General features: G+C 67.3%; 14 protein-coding genes and 1 pseudogene. 4 read left to right on the forward strand and 11 right to left on the reverse strand.

What is annotated here, in order from left to right; all coding sequences use genetic code 11:
• The 6 genes and pseudogenes from Y706_RS30380 to Y706_RS0117155 all read right to left on the reverse strand — a co-directional run.
• Positions 1–632 (reverse strand): annotated as a pseudogene (locus Y706_RS30380) (hypothetical protein); the annotation flags it as partial.
• 33 nt (positions 633–665) lie between these two features.
• Positions 666–1,166, reverse strand: a complete 501-nt coding sequence (locus Y706_RS0117135; RefSeq protein ID WP_028277563.1) for a DUF456 domain-containing protein — start codon at positions 1,164–1,166, stop codon at positions 666–668.
• 64 nt (positions 1,167–1,230) lie between these two features.
• The gene (locus tag Y706_RS0117140) at positions 1,231–1,566 is read right to left on the reverse strand and encodes a hypothetical protein (RefSeq protein ID WP_028277564.1); all 336 of its coding nucleotides are present in this window, start codon (positions 1,564–1,566) and stop codon (positions 1,231–1,233) included.
• A 367-nt stretch (positions 1,567–1,933) separates the two neighbouring features.
• Positions 1,934–3,145: an NAD(P)-dependent malic enzyme gene (locus Y706_RS0117145; RefSeq protein ID WP_028277565.1), complete on the reverse strand. Its 1,212-nt coding sequence runs from the start codon at positions 3,143–3,145 to the stop codon at positions 1,934–1,936.
• Between the two features lie 284 nt (positions 3,146–3,429).
• Positions 3,430–4,017, reverse strand: coding sequence for a TetR/AcrR family transcriptional regulator (locus Y706_RS0117150; RefSeq protein WP_043436372.1), 588 nt, complete (start codon positions 4,015–4,017; stop codon positions 3,430–3,432).
• 151 nt (positions 4,018–4,168) lie between these two features.
• Positions 4,169–5,434: an MFS transporter gene (locus Y706_RS0117155; protein WP_028277567.1), complete on the reverse strand. Its 1,266-nt coding sequence runs from the start codon at positions 5,432–5,434 to the stop codon at positions 4,169–4,171.
• A gap of 154 nt (positions 5,435–5,588) precedes the next feature.
• Here Y706_RS0117155 and rraA point away from each other — a divergent pair, with 154 nt between their 5' ends.
• The 3 genes from rraA to Y706_RS0117170 all read left to right on the forward strand — a co-directional run bounded on the left by rraA (position 5,589) and on the right by Y706_RS0117170 (position 9,504).
• A complete protein-coding gene (gene rraA, locus Y706_RS0117160; RefSeq protein WP_028277568.1) occupies positions 5,589–6,065 on the forward strand; it encodes a ribonuclease E activity regulator RraA in 477 nt (158 codons plus the stop codon).
• 102 nt (positions 6,066–6,167) lie between these two features.
• On the forward strand, positions 6,168–7,826 hold the full coding sequence (locus Y706_RS0117165; protein ID WP_028277569.1) for an MDR family MFS transporter: 1,659 nt from the start codon (positions 6,168–6,170) through the stop codon (positions 7,824–7,826).
• Between the two features lie 202 nt (positions 7,827–8,028).
• A complete protein-coding gene (locus Y706_RS0117170; protein ID WP_028277570.1) occupies positions 8,029–9,504 on the forward strand; it encodes a sugar porter family MFS transporter in 1,476 nt (491 codons plus the stop codon).
• A gap of 119 nt (positions 9,505–9,623) precedes the next feature.
• On the opposite strand, the gene Y706_RS0117175 is transcribed toward Y706_RS0117170, so the two are convergent.
• From Y706_RS0117175 to Y706_RS0117195, 5 genes are all read right to left on the reverse strand, one after another.
• The gene (locus tag Y706_RS0117175; protein WP_028277571.1) at positions 9,624–10,850 is read right to left on the reverse strand and encodes an MFS transporter; all 1,227 of its coding nucleotides are present in this window, start codon (positions 10,848–10,850) and stop codon (positions 9,624–9,626) included.
• Positions 10,851–10,888: 38 nt separating this feature from the next.
• Positions 10,889–11,353 carry a MarR family winged helix-turn-helix transcriptional regulator gene (locus Y706_RS0117180; protein WP_028277572.1) on the reverse strand — a complete coding sequence of 155 codons (465 nt, stop codon included), beginning with the start codon at positions 11,351–11,353 and terminating at the stop codon, positions 10,889–10,891.
• A gap of 184 nt (positions 11,354–11,537) precedes the next feature.
• Complete coding sequence (locus tag Y706_RS0117185) at positions 11,538–12,686, reverse strand: mannitol-1-phosphate 5-dehydrogenase (RefSeq protein ID WP_028277573.1); 1,149 nt, start codon at positions 12,684–12,686, stop codon at positions 11,538–11,540.
• On the reverse strand, positions 12,686–14,647 hold the full coding sequence (locus tag Y706_RS0117190) for a PTS mannitol transporter subunit IICBA (RefSeq protein WP_028277574.1): 1,962 nt from the start codon (positions 14,645–14,647) through the stop codon (positions 12,686–12,688). Before Y706_RS0117190 ends, Y706_RS0117185 begins: the two co-directional genes overlap by 1 nt.
• 58 nt (positions 14,648–14,705) lie before the next feature.
• Complete coding sequence (locus tag Y706_RS0117195) at positions 14,706–15,434, reverse strand: TetR/AcrR family transcriptional regulator (RefSeq protein WP_028277575.1); 729 nt, start codon at positions 15,432–15,434, stop codon at positions 14,706–14,708.
• A gap of 181 nt (positions 15,435–15,615) precedes the next feature.
• Here Y706_RS0117195 and Y706_RS26150 point away from each other — a divergent pair.
• The coding region (locus Y706_RS26150; protein ID WP_043436373.1) for a putative PEP-binding protein at positions 15,616–17,047 on the forward strand (1,432 nt) is incomplete at its 3' end.

The raw sequence follows: 17,047 nt of genomic DNA on the forward strand, positions 1-17,047 counted from the left end.
GCCGCCAGCGCCGCCTCCGTCTGGCCGGTCTCGCGCAGGGAATGGGACAGCGCCAGGAACACGGCCTCCTCGGAGAAGAGCACCGGAACCTCAATCCGCTCGGCCACCTCCACTCTGGTGACCACGCCGGCCAGGTATTCGCCGGCGTAGCGGTTGGCGTCCTCGTCGTTCCGCAGTCTCAGGCCGTGCTGCAGGAGTTCGGACGCGCGCAGGTGCCCGCCGTGGGCGTACGCCAGCAACCCGGCCATGAGGTAGCACACCCCCGCCCAGCCGGGGTAGGAGCGGGCCAGGATTATCAGGCGGTCAGGGTCGGTGCTGCCGAAGACGGCGGAGTGCACGACTTTCATCCTCTTGGCCGAGGTCCGGCCCCCCACCTTGCCCAGCCGCGGCACCCCGCCTTCGGCGGCCAGCGTCCCGGGTGCCCGGCCCGCCATGAGTCCGGCCACCGCGCCACCCACTGTGCCGGCCAGGCCGCGGACGGGCGTCCGGACCACTACCTTGCGGAATGGCGTCAGGTCGCGGGTGTCCGTGTACGGCCTGCGCTGGCCGTCGGGACTTTGGCCGTCAGCAAGCTGGCCAGCGGGCCGGCCGTCGGGAATTTGGGGGGCGGATTCGCCAAGTCCGGCGCTCATTCCCCCATGGTAGTAGGCTCCGGCAGGCCGCTGCTAGGCCGCCGAGGCCACCCAGAGGCCGATCACCCAGGTGCTCGCGGCGAGGCACGCGAGGCCGAATTCCACGATCATGCCCAGGCCCGTGGCCTTCAGCGCGGCCCAGCTCGAGGCCAATGCGGTGCCGAACACACGGGTCCGCTGCAGCTCGCTGAGCAGGAGCCCGGCGGCGAAGCCCACAAAGAGCCCCACCACGGGGATGACGAACATGCCGGCCACGCCCAGCACGAGGCCCACCACCACGGAACGGCTCGGGATGCTGTGCTCCTTGAGCTTCCGGCCGGTCAGGACGGTGCTGGCGGCCATGCCGGCCAGAACGAAGAGCATCCCGATCCCGAAGACCACCCAACCGGTGGTCCCGGCGCCGCCCCACAGAGCCCAGGCCAGCAGGCTCGCCCCGATCAGGATGCTGCCGGGAAGAACGGGAATGATCGTCCCGGCAACGCCCACCACGATGGCGAGGCCGCAGAGCACTGTCACGACAATCTCGGGGTTCATCGCACCAGTCTATGGCCGGGCCCGGGGCTGCCGTTGACGGCCCCGGGCCCGGGAATGCCGGCGCCTAACTTCCTGACGGCTCCCCGTACATGACGGAGTAGTGCGAGATGTCCTTGCCCGAGTAGTGCGAGATTGTCACGGACAGCTGGCTGGAATAGAAGTAGTCGATCTGAGCACCGAGGCCCTGCTTGGCCGAGCCGGCCTTGACGCAGACGGCAATGATCTCCAGACCGTCCGGGGCGGTGATTTCCAGCGACTTGATGCCGTCGGCCACGTCTATTCTGCCGGTGTCCCATTCCGGACAGAGCTGGCCCTCCGGCGGGGCCGCGTTGGCCGGCGCCAACCCCCCGCCCAAGAGAACAAGTCCTGCAACGGCCCCCGCCGCTAGCAACTTCTTCATGTCCTGCTCCTTCTCACGAATCGGAAACGGTCCGGGTGCCGTGAGCTGCTGCTCGTGGCACCGGTGTTTGGGCCGCGGAAAGTCCACAGCCGCGACCCGGAGCTTCCGGATGCCTGGTGTGAAGTGAGACTTCGATTCCCCGCCCAGCCGGCAGACCCCCGTAGCAGGCCCTGGGTCCGCTGCGGCTGGAATGCTGGGCCCAGCTTAGGTCGGCGCGGCGGCCTGCAGCCCGAGTAGTCAATACTCGAGTTTTCCGGATCCCGGACGGAGTCCTAGTGGTGTCCCGCCGAACGACAGCGGCGACGCTCCCCCTCAGGGAAGCGCCGCCGTCGTCGTCCGGTGTCGGATGTTTTCCGACGCGGTCCGGCTACTCGGCGGCCACCGCCGCGGCGACTGCCGCGGAGACAGCCGGGGCCACGCGCGGATCCAGCGGGCTGGGCACGATGTAGTCCGCCGAAAGGTCATCCTCGGCCAGTTCCGCGATGGCCCGGGCCGCGGCGAGCTTCATGGCCGGCGTGATCCGGCGGGCGCCGGCGTCGAGGGCGCCGCGGAAGATGCCGGGGAAGGCCAGGACATTGTTGATCTGGTTCGGGAAGTCGCTGCGTCCGGTGGCGACGACGGCCGCGTACTTGCTCGCGACCTCCGGCAGGACTTCCGGGTCCGGGTTGGACAGGGCGAACACGATCGAGCTGTGGTTCATCAGCTTGAGGTGCTCCTCGTCCAGCTTCGAAGAGGAGACCCCGACGAACACGTCGGCGCCGAGCAGCGCCTCCCCCGGGCCGCCTGTCACGCCACGCGGGTTGCTGCGGGCGGCGAGCTGGGCCTTCTTGCTGGCCGGATCGGCGGCGATGTCCGCGCGGTCCTTGTTGATGGTGCCGCGGGAGTCCAGGAGGACGACGTCGCCGATCCCGGCCGTCAGCAGGATTTCGGCGACCGCGATCCCGGCGGCCCCGGCGCCGGAGACCACCACACGCAGGCTGTCGAGGGTCCGGCCGGTCACCTTGGCGGCGTTGGTCAGGGCGGCGAGGACTACGACGGCGGTGCCGTGCTGGTCATCGTGCATGACCGGGCAGTCCAGCGCCTCGATGAGTTTCTCTTCGAGCTCGAAGCAGCGGGGCGCGGCGATGTCCTCAAGGTTGACGGCGCCGAAACTGGGGCGCAGCCGGACAAGAGTCTCGATGATTTCGTCGACGTCGGTGGTGTTGAGGACCAGCGGGATGGAGTCGAGTTCGCCGAAGGCCTTGAACAGCGCGGACTTGCCCTCCATCACGGGCAGCGAGGCGCTGGCGCCGATGTTGCCCAGCCCCAGCACGGCCGTGCCGTCGCTGACCACCACCACGAGGCGCTGGGCCCACGTGAGCGTCTTGGCGAGCTCCGGGTTGGCGTGGATGGCGCGGCTGACCTGGGCGACACCAGGCGTGTAGGCGATGGAGAGGTCGCGCTTGCTGGCAAGCGGGACGGTGCTGGAAATCGACAGCTTGCCGCCCTCGTGGGATGCGAAGATTTCCTCGTCGCTCAGCACGGCTACTGCCTCACCCGGGGAGGTGGAATCGGCGGGAATGATCGTTTCAGTGGACACGTCGTTGTCTCCTGGGGCTCACCGTGGGCGCACGGCTCATGGAAGCTCAAGCAAGGATGCTCAAGTTGGTCTGGCAGGGGCGGCGGCGACCAGAGGTGGCGGTCGCCGGTGTTTCCCCGAATTGCTGGCGTCAGCCGGCTCCGGTCCAGCAATGGTAAACAGGACATCGCGCCCGTTACGCCCGCCGGGAGCGTTACCGCCCCGTGGTGAAACGTTTCTTCTCCAGAACATGTGACTCGGATCACACGCAGGAGGGCATATTCCGGGCCGCTGGTCTAGACCAGTTACGCGGCCTGCGGGGCCCGCTGCAGGAGGGAACAGGCCTTCTTCAGGTCCTCCTCCGCTTCGAAGAGGGACAGCCGGCGGCAGCGGACGGCTTGGACCAGGCCCGTAACCGTCAGCAGCAGGACCCGGGCAACGGCCGGGTCGCCGCACGCCGCAGTCACTGCCTTCTCAGCCGTCGCATCAATCTCGCGCAGCAGCCGCGTTGTGTCGTTGTCCTTGACATAGACCGCCCGGTTGAGGGACTGCTCCACGGCGGGCTGCATCAGGCGCATGTGGAAGATCTCCATCACCACTCCCGCGAGGGCCTGGGCCACGACCTTGCCCGCCGCCGGCGCGCTCCCCGCGAGCAGTTCGCCCAGTTGCTTGCGGTACAGCGCCAGGACCAGCTGGGTGGCCGACGGGAAGTAGCGGTACAGCGTCCCCAGTGGCACGTCCGCCTTGGCCGCCACCTCGGACAGGACCACAGAGTCCAGGCCCTTGCGGGCAAACCCCGCGGCGACATCAAGGATCCGCACGTAACGGAGCCGCTGCCGGGGCAGAGTGGGTGGAGGGGCCATCGGTGGAAGATCTGAGTGAAAATCAGGCATCAGCAGCGTTCCGGGGGTCGTTTTTCTCGGCAGCCGGGCGCGATCCGCCCACCGCGCTGCCGCGGCAATTGCCGTCCACTATACGCCACGAATCCGGGCGCCCGGCGAGTAGACCGGGGCGCCGAAGCCCCCTGCACGGAACGCGGGCGGCTCAGTCCACGCCCTTGATCTTCACCACGAACACGGCCCCCAGAAGCCCAATTACGGCGGCCGCCACGTACAGCGCCACATAGCCGCCCCAGAAGGCAACAAAGGGGTACGCGATCAGCGGGGCGAGCACTTGCGGCAGGGAGTTGGCAATGTTGATGACGCCAAGATCCCTGCCCCGGTTCAGGGCCGTGGGCAGCACCTGGGTAATGAGGGCAAAGTCCACCGCCAGATAGCAGCCGAAGCCGATGCCGAGCACGGACGCGCCGATCAGCGCACCCGGCCAGGTGGGGGCGAAGGCAAGAATGAGGGAGGCTGCGGCGATCACGGCGGATGAGATGATGACCAGCGGCTTCCGGCGGCCCAGGCGGTCGCTCAGCCGGCCGCCGACCACGCTGGTGATGATCACCATGACCGCATACAGGCCCGTGAGGATCAGGACGCCAAACTCGGGCTCGATACCCTGGGTTTCGCGGACGCGGACGGCGTCGTTGAGGAAGAACAGCAGGTAGAGGGTGACCATATGGTTGCCGATGTTCACCAGGAGCCGAGTCAGCCAGGCCCAGGCAAAATCCGGATGGCGGGCCGGGGAAATCCAAAAACCCCGCACAAAGCCGCCCAGGCTGAACGGCGGACGGGCTTGCGCAGGCAGCGGAACGTCGTCGTTCTTGAAGTAATAGAGCACGACGCCGGCGAGCAGCGCCACCGCGCAGACAACATACCCCGCGGCGAAGTTTCCGGCGACGGCGGCGGCGATCGCCGCCCCTGCCAGGATTCCAGCTGTCTGGCCCATGGCGGCAAGCCCGCCGACCATGCCGCGCTGGGGTACCGGCACGCGGTCCGGGATGGCCGCCGTGATGGCCGCATAGGCGCCGTTGCAGCCGGCCTGGACGAGGCACCAGAGCAGCGTCATGGCGGCAACGCCCGGGGCGCCCGCCAGCGCGATCAGGGCCGCGGCACCCAGGACGGCACCGAAGAGCACCCACGGCACCCGCCGCCCCCGGCGCGCGGTGGTCCGGTCGCTGAAGGCGCCGAAGAGGGGGTTGGCCACCAGGGACACGGCCGCACCCGCACCCGTCACGAGGGCGAGGATGGCTTCCTTGTCCGGTTCACTGAAGGCTGCCGCCTGTTGGCCGAGGAGCACCTGGAGCGGGCCGAAGAATGCCGCGTTGATGCCGACGTTGACCAGCACCACCCCTGCCGTCCAGACAGGCCGGACGCGGCGTTCGGGTTCGGCGAGCGCCGGCGCGGTGGTATCGGACATGCTCATGGCTCCCCCTGGAACTGATGATCAGGCATATGTATCAGTGCGCAGCCAGACTACCGGGACTCGGCGGATCTGGGCGCAATGTGCGAGTCTCGGTCATGAAACACGCTGCCAACCCGCTCTGCCACGCCATCCGGTTAACACGCAAGGAGTCACTGTGAACGCTTCCGCCCTGAATACTGCAGACCTTTACGACGAGCGCGGCGGGGAGCTGGAATCCGTGTCGGTGCAGTTCCAGTCCCTGGGCGGGCACACGCATTTCAGCGGGCCGGTCCGGACCATTCGCTGCTTTGAGGACAACGCGCTGGTCAAGACCGTGCTGGCCACTCCCGGTCACGGCTCCGTCCTGGTGGTCGACGGCGCCGGTTCCCTCCGCACGGCACTGATGGGGGACATGATCGCGGCGAGCGCCGTCGCGAACGGCTGGGCCGGCGTCGTTATCAACGGTGCCATCCGGGACCGGCTCGCCATCGCGGCGCTGCCGCTCGGGGTCAAGGCACTGGGCAGCAACCCGCGCAAGAGCGCCAAGGACGGCGCCGGGGCAATCGACGTGCCCCTGGAGATCGACGGCGTGGCCATCCGCCCCGGCGTGATGATCTGGTGCGATCCGGACGGGATCCTGGTCGAACGGTAAGGACTTTCTTCTCCCCGAGGTAGTGGCGGGAACAATTCAGCCAGTAACATAGTTACTGAAAGCAACTATCCGCTTAATCCCCCACTTCACCTTGGAGCAGTCATGTCCAAAACCACCTCCGTGCGCGCCGTGGGAGAGGTCCTGACCCACCGTCAGACCATCACCGTCATGGTGGGACTCATGCTTGGCATGTTCCTGTCTTCGCTGGACCAGACAATCGTGTCCACCTCGATCTACACGATCGCCAACGACCTCGACGGCCTCTCCCTGCAGGCCTGGGCCACCACCGCCTACCTCATCACCTCCACGGTGAGCACGCCGCTCTACGGCAAGCTCAGTGACATCTTCGGGCGCCGCCCGCTGTATCTCATCGCCATCGTGATCTTCCTCGCCGGTTCGCTCTATGCCGGCTCGGTCCACTCGATGACCGAACTCGCCATTGCCCGCGGCATCCAGGGCATGGGCGCCGGCGGCCTCCTGGCCCTCGCCCTGACCATCATCGGCGACATCGTGCCGCTCAAGGACCGGGCCAAGTACCAGGGTTACTTCATGTCGGTCTTCGGCATCTCCTCCGTCCTGGGCCCGGTGATCGGCGGCGCCTTCGCGGGCACCGAAACCATCCTCGGGATCGACGGCTGGCGCTGGGTGTTCCTGATCAACATCCCGATCGGTCTCGCGGCCCTCACAGTGGTGTTCATGTACCTGCACCTCCCCGCCAAGCACGTGAAGCAGAAGATCGACTACTGGGGCGCCGCGGCCATCACGCTGGCCATTGTGCCGCTCCTCCTCGTGGCCGAACAGGGCCGCACCTGGGGCTGGAGCTCCGCGAACTCCTACCTCTGCTACGGGCTCGGCGTCGTGGGTATCATCGCGTTCCTGCTTGCCGAACGGCACGCCGCCGACTACGCGCTGATCCCGCTCCGGCTGTTCCAGAACATCACCTTCGGCCTGTCCTCGCTGCTGAACTTCATCATCGGCATCGGCATGTTCGGCGCCATCGCGATGCTGCCCATGTACCTGCAGCTGGTCAAGGGCCTGACCCCCACCGAGGCCGGCCTCATGATGATCACCTTCACCGTGGGCATCCTCACCGGCTCCATCACAGCGGGCCGGACCATCTCCGCCTCGGGCACCTACCGGATCTTCCCGATCCTTGGCACCGCTACGCTGACGGTGGCCGCCGTCGTCATGGGCCTCTCCCTCGGCGTGGACACCCCGCTGTGGGTCCCCGGCGCCATCGCCGTGTTCTTCGGCCTGGGACTCGGCTTCTGCATGCAGCCGCTGACGCTGGCCATGCAGGTCTCCGTGCCCTCGAAGGACATGGGCGTGGGCACTTCCTCCGCCGCGTTCTTCCGTTCCATGGGCGGCGCTGTTGGCACTGCCGTGTTCATCTCGATGCTTTTCAGCCTCGCGGCGGACAAGATCGCCACGGGCATGAAGGACGCCGCGCAGAATGCCGACTACCTCAAGGTGCTCAAGGATCCGGCCGTGGCCGCCGGCCCGGCCAACGCCCAGCTCTACGACTTCTTCAAGAACGGCGCCAGCAACGACTCGCTGAACGACACCAGCTGGCTGCACACGGCCAACCCGACGCTCACCCGTCCCATCGTCGAGGGCTTCGCGCAGTCGATCGACGCCGTCATGCTCACGGCCGCCGTGCTCACCGGCATCGCCTTCCTGATCACGTTCGCCCTGCCGAACAAGAAACTCACGGACCCGAAGGCGGTTGCCCGGGAGGGCGCCGTGGCCGCCGCCCACTAGGCGGTCCCGAGGTCTGGAACACGACGACGGCCGGCAGTCTTTCTGGACTGCCGGCCGTCGTCGTCTGTCCTCAGCCGCAGCAGCGGCAAAGTGTATGTTTCGTCTCACTTTCCGGTGGTTGTGACAGGCGGCACGCCGGGTCGGGTGCAAGACTGGGTAGTTGCGGCGAAGGCCGTGGACCGCGAACTGCCAAGGGAGCCGTATGACCACCACCCATGACCAGACCGCCGCCAAGATCCCAAAAAGGGTCATTTGGCTGGCCGTAGCGGGCGCCGTCGGCGGCTTCCTCTTCGGCTTTGACTCCTCCGTCGTCAACGGCGCCGTCGACGCGATCAAGGACGAGTTCGCCCTCAGCGAGGCCGTGACCGGCTTCGCCGTCGCCGTGGCCCTCCTCGGCTGCGCGGCAGGGGCCTACCTGGCCGGCAAGATCGCCGACCGCTACGGCCGGATCCCGGCCATGAAGCTGGGCGCGCTGCTGTTCCTCGTCAGCGCCATCGGCACCGGGTTCGCGTTCGGCGTCTGGGACCTGATCTTCTGGCGCCTGGTGGGCGGGCTCGGCATCGGCCTGGCCTCGGTGATCGCGCCGGCCTACATTTCCGAAATCTCCCCCCGCCACGTCCGGGGCCGCCTGGCTTCGCTGCAGCAGCTGGCGATCACCACCGGCATCTTCGCCGCCCTGCTCTCCGACGCCGTGTTCGCGACGTCGGCCGGCGGCGCGGACCAGGCCCTGTGGCTTGGTTTGGAAGCCTGGCGCTGGATGTTCATGGCCGCCGCCGTCCCCGCGGTCGTCTACGGCTGGATCGCCTTCACCCTGCCCGAATCGCCGCGGTTCCTGGTGTTCCAGGGCAAGGACGTGGAGGCCCTCAGGGTCTTCAAGTCGATCGCCCCGGACGAGGACTCGGACCGGCACCTGCGCGACATCAAAAAGGCCATTGACGAGGACAAGCTCGCCGGCCAGAAGGGATCCCTGCGCGGCAAGGCCCTGGGCCTGCAGCCGGTGGTCTGGATCGGCATCATCCTGTCCGTGCTGCAGCAGTTCGTCGGCATCAACGTGATCTTCTACTACTCCACCACGCTGTGGAAGGCGGTGGGCTTCCAGGAAAAGGATTCGCTCACCATCTCCGTGGCCACCGCCGTCACCAACATCCTGGTCACGCTCGTGGCAATCGCGCTGGTGGACCGGATCGGTCGCCGTCCGATCATGTTGGCCGGCTCCATCGGCATGGCCCTCTCGCTGGGCACCATGGCGCTGGCCTTCGGCTCGGCCACCGGGTCCGGCGACGCGATCTCGCTGCCCGGGGCGTGGGGGCCGGCGGCGCTGGTCGCCGCCAACGTCTTCGTCATCAGCTTCGGCGCCTCCTGGGGCCCGCTGGTGTGGGTACTGCTGGGGGAGATCTTCCCGTCCCGGATCCGCGCCCGGGCCCTGGGCCTGGCCGCGGCCGCGCAGTGGATCGCCAACTTCGCCATCACCCTGAGCTTCCCGGTTATGGCCGCGGCCTCCCTGCCGCTGACGTACGCCATGTACGCGCTGTTCGCGGCGGCGTCGTTCTTCTTTGTCATGTTCAAGGTCCCGGAGACCAACGGCATGTCCCTGGAGCAGGCCGAAACCCTGTTCGTACCGAAGGGATCCTCGAAGGAAGCCGCCAAGGAATCCGCGAAAGAGTCCGCAAGGGCCTGAGCCGGCGCTTCTGTCAGGCCCGCCGCGCCTTCAGCGTTCCGACAAAGAACGCCCATGCTTCCTCGGAAGCATGGGCGTTCTTTGTCACCTCAGCGGGTTCTGCACAACACCGGGCGTTGCTACACCACGTGCGGCTCGTGCGCCGCCAGGTAGCGGCGTCCGCCGAAGACGACGGCAATGGCGGCCACCATGGCCAGCGCGCCGGCGAAGAAGGGCACCTGCGGGCCGAAGTGCTCGCCCAGCTGCGCCGCGGCAAACGGTGCCAGGGCGCCGCCCATCCAGCGCACGAAGTTGTAGCCGGCCGAGGCCACCGGCCGCGGCGAGTCGGACACGCCCATGGCCAGCTCCGTGTAGATGGTGTTGTTGATGCCCAGGAGCGCCCCGGAAATGACCACGAGGACGACGACGGCCGGCACCGAGTGCCCGGCGGCCAGGCCCAGTCCCACAAGGTCGAGCATCAGCAGGACCAGGGTGCCGGTGAGGACCCGGACCGCTCCGAAGCGGTTCTGCAACACGGGGGCGGCAAACACTGAGAAGACCGCGACGGCCACACCCCAGCCGAAGAACACCCCGCCGATCCCGTAGGCGTCCATGCCGAGGATGAACGGCGTGAAGGCGAGGACGGTGAAGAAGCCGTAGTTGTAGAACAGGCCGCTGGCCGCAGTCGTCCGCAGCCCCTTGTGTCCGAGGGCCAGCAGCGGATCCCGGAGCCGGACTTTCCGCTCGGGCAGCGGCGTCTTGGGCAGCAGGGCAATCAGCGCGATGAATGCGGAGGCCATCAGCACGGCCGTGCCGAAGAACGGGGCGCGCCACTGCCAGCCGCCCAGCAGTGCGCCCAGGAGCGGGCCGAGGGAAATGCCTAAGCCGAGCGCGGCCTCGTAAAGGATGATCGCCGTGCCGGCGCCGCCGCTTGCGACGCCGACAATCACGGCCAGCGCCGTGGCCACGAACAGGGCGTTGCCCAGCCCCCAGCCGGCGCGGAAGCCGATGAGCTCAGCGACGCTGCCCGACGTGCCGGACAGGGAGGCGAACACGACGATGACCGCCAGCCCGATCAGGAGCGTCCGCTTCCCGCCGATCCGGGAGGAGACGTAGCCGGTGATCAGCATGGCGACTGCGGTCACCAGGAAATAGCTTGTGAAGAGCAGCGACACCTGGCTCGGCGAGGCGTCCAGGTTCTTGGCGATCGCCGGCAGGATGGGGTCCACCAGCCCGATCCCCATGAAGGCGAACACTGCCGCGAGGGCCGTGGCCCACACCGCCTTGGGCTGTTTGAGCAGTGAGGCCTTCTCGGCCTCGAGGGTTACTTCCGCTGCCGGCAGGGTGTCGGCGGGCTGGCCGTGCATGGGGGCACTCCTAAGTGATTGGAATTGTTGGGTGAAGATCAGGCCAGGAGCGTCGCGTTGATCCTGCCGATGACCGGGAGGGCGGCCGCGAGGGCAGCGCGGTCTTCGTCCGAAAGGGACGAGAGGACGCCGGCCATGACGGCGTTGCGGCGCTCATTGGCGGATGCGACGGCGGCGAGGCCGGCGTCCGTGAGGGTGACCCGGACGGCGCGGGAATCGTCGGGGTCCGGCTCGCGCCGGGCGAGGCCGGCGCGCTCGAGCTTGATGATCTGCTCAGTGGCACTGGGCACCTTGACGCCAAGATTCCGGGCGATTTCGCCCACCCGCACACCGCCTGCGGCGGGCCCGGCGTCCAACAGCATCTTGAGCATGCTGAGCTGGGCGGCGCTGAGTTCGCCGTCGGCGTCCAAGCGGCGGACGAGGTAGATGCTGTGGCGGAGGGCCTCGCGGAAGTCCTCGGCGAGAGCGAGGAGGCCGGGGTCGGCCGGTTCACTGGCGTTCATAGTTAGGTAGCCTAACAGTTAGGCAACCTAATGGTCAACAGTCACTCCCTCCCTCACTTTTCGCGTCAAAAACACAGACCCTCCCTCACCAGAAGTGAGGGAGGGTCTGTGTATCGGACAATCATCTGAGGGAGCGTCGTCCAAAACCCGCGCGATCTGAGGGAGCGTCGTTGGGCTGGGGCGGCTAGACGACCGCCTTGGCCTCCTCGATGAGGGAGGAGACGGCGGCAAAGAGCGGGTGGTCCGCCGGCAGGCCAGTGATCTTCTCCGTGGCCTCGTCCGGCGTGGATGCGGAGAGGATTTTCGCCAGCTCTACGGCCTCGGCGTCGGCCGGATCATTGAAGCGCAGGGCCGCGGCGATGGCCCCGAGCAGCGCCTCGGGGACAATTCCGCGTTCGGCCAGCTCGGCAGCCGGACCGATGAAGCGCTCATGCCGGCTGAGTTTGCGCAGCGGGGCACGGCCCACCCGGGTGACTGTGTCCGGCAGGTGCGGGTTCGAGAAGCGGCCCAGGATTTTTTCCACGTACGCCTCCTGCTCGGCCCGGTTGAAGCCGTGCTTGGCCACCAGCAGCTCCTTGGTTTCGTCCAGGACGGCGCGCACATCGGCCGCGACGTCCTGGTCGGCCATGGCCTCGGAAATCTTGTCCAGGCCGGCCTCGAATCCGAAGTAGGCCGCCGCCGCATGCCCCGTGTTGACGGTGAACAGCTTCCGCTCGATATATGGTTCCAGATCGTCCACGAACGTCGCGCCCGGGACCACCGGCTCTTTCCCGGCGAACGGGGTACGGTCGATCACCCACTCATAGAACGTCTCCACCGTGACGTCCAGGCCCTGCCCGGCCTCCTGGTTCGGCACAATCCGGTCCACCGCCGTGTTGGCAAACACGGCGGCCGCGTCCAGAGCGCCCGCGGCCGGATCCCACTGGGCAACGACCTCGGACTTCAGGATGTCCGTGGCGTTGATCGCGTTCTCGCACGCCATCACCTGCAGCGCCGCCAGCCCGGCGGCACGGGCGGCAATCCCCTTGGCGATCACGGGCGCCACGAACTTCAGGATGTGCGGCCCCACGGCGGTGGTGACGATGTCCGCCGTCGCGATTTCCGCGACGACGTCGGCTTCCTGGGTGCCGGAGTTCAGCGCCCGGAAGTTGTTGACGCTACGGACAGCGGGGTTCTCTCCGACTTCGTGGACCTCGTAGCTGTCCGCGGCGGCCAGCTCGGTGATGAGGGCGTCCGCGACGTCGGCGAACACCACCTCATACCCTGCGTCGTGCAGCAGCAGGCCCACGAAGCCGCGCCCGATGTTTCCGGCTCCGAAATGAACAGCCTTCACTAGGAGTTGACCTTTCCGAACAGGGCCAGCACTTCGTCAACCGTGGTGGCCGCCTCGAGCTGGGCCACCTGGGCCTTGTTGGTGAAGACCTTGGCGATTGAGGACAGGATGTGCAGGTGTTCGTTGTTGACGCCGGCCACACCGACGACGAACTTCACTTCCTTGCCGTTCCAGTCGATGCCGTTCGGGTAGCGGATAACGGAGACCGCCGACTTCATGATGTGGTCCTTCGCGGCGTTGGTGCCGTGCGGGATGGCCAGGAAGCTGCCCATGTACGTGGAGACGGATTCCTCGCGTTCGTGCATGGCGTCCACGTAGCCGGAGTCGACGGCGCCGCGGTCCAGCAGAAGCTGCCCGGCCTCGTCGATCGCGGCGTCCCGCGTGGTCGCGTGGCCGTTGAGGACGACGCTTTCGGCCACCAGGATGCCGGCAGGACCCTCCTCGGCTTCTGCCTCGGGGGCGGTGCCAACAGGGGCCGCGGCAGGGGTCGTTTCCGTGGTGCCGGCTTCCGTGTTGCTGGCCTCGACCAGTTCCACGATCTCGTCGTACCGCGGGCTGTTCATGAAGTTATCCACAGAGACATGCACGGCGCTGGCGGTCGCGGGCTTGGCCCGTTCGGTCAGGTCCTGGTGGGTGATGACGACGTCGTACGTGTCGGTGAGGTTGGCGATCGCGGAGTTGGTGACCTTGACGTCCGAGAAGCCGGCGGCCTTGATCTTGTTGCGGAGCACCGAGGCCCCCATCGCGCTGGAACCCATGCCGGCGTCGCAGGCAAAGACGATGTTCTTGATCGGGGTGGCGAGGACGGCGACGCCGCTGGCACCCACGCCCTCACCGATCAGGGCTGCGGACACCGAGCTCTTCTTGCCCTTCAGGGCCTCCATCCGGTGGGTGGCCTGATCGAGGTCGTCTTCGGCGGGCGCCTTGCTGGCTTTCAGGACCACCGAGGCGATCAGGAAGGACACCGTGGTGGCAAAGAGGACGGAGAGCGTCACGCCAACGTAGCTGTCGCGTGCCGTGGAGGCGTAGACCGCGATGATGCTGCCCGGGGCTGCCGGGGACCGGAGTCCGGCGCCGGTGACCACGAGCGTGAAGATGCCGGTCATGCCGCCGCCGATTGCGGCGAAGATCGTCATCGGCTTCATCAGGACGTACGGGAAGTAGATCTCATGGATACCGCCGACGAACTGGATCACGGCTGCGCCCGGCGCGGACGCCTTGGCCAGACCCTTGCCGAAGAATGAAAAGGCGAGCAGGATGCCGAAGCCCGGACCGGGGTTGGCTTCGAGCAGGAACAGGATGGACTTGCCCTGCTCGAGCGCCTGCTGCGTGCCCAGCGGGGTGAGGATGCCGTGGTTAACGGCGTTGTTCAGGAACAGGACCTTTGCGGGCTCGATGAAGATGCTCGTGAAGGGCAGCAGGCCGTTGGTGACCAGGAATTCGACCACGGCGCTGGCGCCATTGCTGAAGGCCTTCACGATCGGGCCGACCACCAGCATGCCGACGACCGCCATGGCGGCGGCAACGATGCCTGCCGAGAAGTTGTCTATCAGCATTTCGAAGCCGGGCTTGACGCGGCCTTCCCAGATCTTGTCCAGCTTCATCATGATCCAGGCAGTGAGCGGGCCAAGGATCATGGCGCCGATGAACATGGGGATGTCGGTACCGACGATGACACCCATGGTGGCCACCGCGCCCACCACGCCGCCGCGCACGCCGTAGACCATCCGGCCGCCGGTGTAGCCGATCAGCAGCGGGAGCATGTACGTGATCATGGGCCCGACAAGCTTGCCGAGCTCCGCATTGGGGAAGAAGCCGGCCGGGATGAAGAGCGCCGTGATGAAGCCCCAGGCGATGAAGGCGCCGATGTTGGGCATGATCATTCCGGACAGGAACGTCCCGAATTTCTGGACGTGTACGCGCATGCTGGTGCGTGGTTTCGCAACTGTCTCTGTTGCCATGTGAGTTCCTAACCGTCGTTCCCGCTGCATTGCAGGATGGTCCGATAATTTCGCCGAGCTAGCTGGTGGAGCTGTTGGAGATCCGGTGGAGCCATTCGAGGAAGAGCTTGAGTTCCGAGCTGGAGAGCTGGTCCGAGTGGGACGCCTGGAGGGCTGCGTTCAATGCGATGGCCGCCACAACCACTGAGGACTTTCCACTGTCCACGGAACCGTTGTCCCGGGCCTGCTCGGTGGAAACCGCAAAGATCATGGCGTCGCGGGTCATGGCGGAGAGCTCGAGGTTCCGCTCCGGCACCTTTTCCGCGATCAGCATGAGGGTCATGCCCACATTGGCCGCCAGGATGGACCTGGCCGCCTCCTTGGGCGGGACGTTGAGCTGGCCGGAGACAGCCGCCTTGTTCAGCATTTCCTCCATGAGGGCCTCAGCATCGGCGACGATGGCCGGGCGGCTCTCAGGGCGGATATTGCCGAACATGACGAGGTACAGTTCCGGCTGTTTCAGCCCGAACTGGACATGGTTGTCCCACATCCTCCGAATGTCCTCCAGAGGCTGGCCAGACGGTGCGAAGTCACGTTCGCCCGCGACATATTCGTCGAAACCTGCTGCGACGACGGCGTCGAACAGCCCTTCCTTATCACCAAAGTGGTGGTAGAGGGTCGGTGCCGTGACACCGGCCAGCTGCGTAATCTGGCGGGTCGAGACTGCGGATCCGCCGGAGTTGGCCAGCAGCTCGGCGGCCGCACGCAGCAGCCGGGCCTTGGGTGGTAGCTGGCCATCGATACTCATAACCGCTACCCTAGCACCTATAGCAACGCTATATGAACTGCATCACATACAATTTTTCCAGGTGCCGTGACCCGCCCGCCGTAGCCGTCAGCCGCAGGCGCAAATGATCAGCAGGGTCGCTGCGGCACCTGGTTTACCGGCTTAGTGGCCACTGGCCTACGACAGAAAATGAGGACCTTCAGTGCAGAACTTCCCAGGAGTAGGCGTTAGCCCCGGCCGCATCATCGGCACCGTCCGGCAGATGCCCAAACCGATCAGCGAACCGCCCGCCGGAGAACAGCTTCCCGCCGGCGTCACGGCGGAAGACGCGACGGCGGCGCTGAAGGCCGCGGCGAAATCCGTCCACGACGAACTGAAGGCCCGCTCTGAGACCGTCACGGGCGACGGCAAGGCCGTCCTCGAGGCCACTGCCCTCATGGCCACCGACACCATGCTGCTCAAATCCGCCGCCAAGCTGATCGGCCGCGGCGCCTCCGGGCAGCGGGCGATCTGGGAAGCCGGCGCCTCCGTCTCGGAAATGCTGCACAACCTGGGCGGCTACATGGCCGAGCGCGCCACGGACGTCCTGGATGTCCGCTCCCGGATCGTGGCGGAACTGCGCGGAGTCCCCGCGCCGGGCATTCCCGTGTCCGCCACCCCGTTCATCCTCATCGCCGAGGACCTGGCCCCGGCCGATACCGCCACCCTGGATCCGGAAAAGGTCCTGGCCCTCGTCACCGCCGGCGGCGGCCCGCAGTCCCACACCGCGATCATCGCCCGGTCACTGGGTCTGCCCGCCGTGGTCGCCGCAGTCGGGGTCGACGAACTCGCCGACGGCACCGAGGTGTACGTGGACGGCGCGGCCGGGCTCATCACCGCGAACCCCGACGAGTCCCAGCGCGCGGCCGCAGCCCACTGGGCCGCCACCGCCTCACTGCTCGCCGCCTTCGACGGGACCGGCACGACGGCGGACGGCCACCTCGTGCCGCTCCTGGCCAACGTCGGCGGCGCCAAGGACGCCGTGGCCGCGGCCGGCCTGAACGCCCAGGGCGTGGGACTGTTCCGGACCGAATTCTGCTTCCTGGAGCGGGACACCGAACCGACCGTGGAGGAGCAGGCCGCCGCCTACCAGGGCGTCTTCGACGCCTTCCCGGGCAAGAAAGTGGTGCTCCGCACGCTCGACGCCGGCGCGGACAAGCCGCTGCCGTTCCTGACTGACGCCACCGAGCCCAACCCCGCCCTGGGCGTCCGCGGCTACCGGACCGACTTCACCACGCCGGGGGTCCTGGAGCGCCAGCTGCAGGCCATTGCCCTGGCGGAGAAAGCATCCGAGGCCGACGTCTGGGTGATGGCCCCGATGATTTCCACCGCCGAGGAAGCGGCCCGCTTTGCCTCGCTGTGCACTGCGGCAGGGATCAAGACGCCCGGCGTCATGGTGGAGGTCCCGTCGGCGGCGCTGACGGCCGAGGCCATCCTCCGCGAGGTTGGCTTCGCCAGCCTGGGCACCAATGACCTCACCCAGTACGCCATGGCAGCCGACCGCCAGCTCGGCCCGCTGGCCGCCCTGAACACCCCCTGGCAGCCGGCAGTACTGCGGCTCGTGGGCCTGACCGTGGAAGGTTCCGCGGCCGAGG

This window comes from Arthrobacter sp. I3, assembly GCF_000520575.1.
Lineage (GTDB): Bacteria > Actinomycetota > Actinomycetes > Actinomycetales > Micrococcaceae > Arthrobacter > Arthrobacter humicola_A.

Excerpts from the sequence above, each read along its gene's own strand:
- Y706_RS0117190 (WP_028277574.1), bottom strand. The coding sequence starts at position 14,647 with ATGGCAACAGAGACAGTTGCGAAACCACGCACCAGCATGCGCGTACAC.
- Y706_RS0117195 (WP_028277575.1), bottom strand. The coding sequence starts at position 15,434 with ATGAGTATCGATGGCCAGCTACCACCCAAGGCCCGGCTGCTGCGTGCG.
- Y706_RS0117165 (WP_028277569.1), top strand. The coding sequence starts at position 6,168 with ATGTCCAAAACCACCTCCGTGCGCGCCGTGGGAGAGGTCCTGACCCAC.
- Y706_RS0117150 (WP_043436372.1), bottom strand. The coding sequence starts at position 4,017 with ATGCCTGATTTTCACTCAGATCTTCCACCGATGGCCCCTCCACCCACT.
- Y706_RS0117175 (WP_028277571.1), bottom strand. The coding sequence starts at position 10,850 with ATGCACGGCCAGCCCGCCGACACCCTGCCGGCAGCGGAAGTAACCCTC.
- Y706_RS0117135 (WP_028277563.1), bottom strand. The coding sequence starts at position 1,166 with ATGAACCCCGAGATTGTCGTGACAGTGCTCTGCGGCCTCGCCATCGTG.
- Y706_RS0117140 (WP_028277564.1), bottom strand. The coding sequence starts at position 1,566 with ATGAAGAAGTTGCTAGCGGCGGGGGCCGTTGCAGGACTTGTTCTCTTG.
- Y706_RS0117170 (WP_028277570.1), top strand. The coding sequence starts at position 8,029 with ATGACCACCACCCATGACCAGACCGCCGCCAAGATCCCAAAAAGGGTC.
- Y706_RS0117155 (WP_028277567.1), bottom strand. The coding sequence starts at position 5,434 with ATGAGCATGTCCGATACCACCGCGCCGGCGCTCGCCGAACCCGAACGC.
- Y706_RS0117180 (WP_028277572.1), bottom strand. The coding sequence starts at position 11,353 with ATGAACGCCAGTGAACCGGCCGACCCCGGCCTCCTCGCTCTCGCCGAG.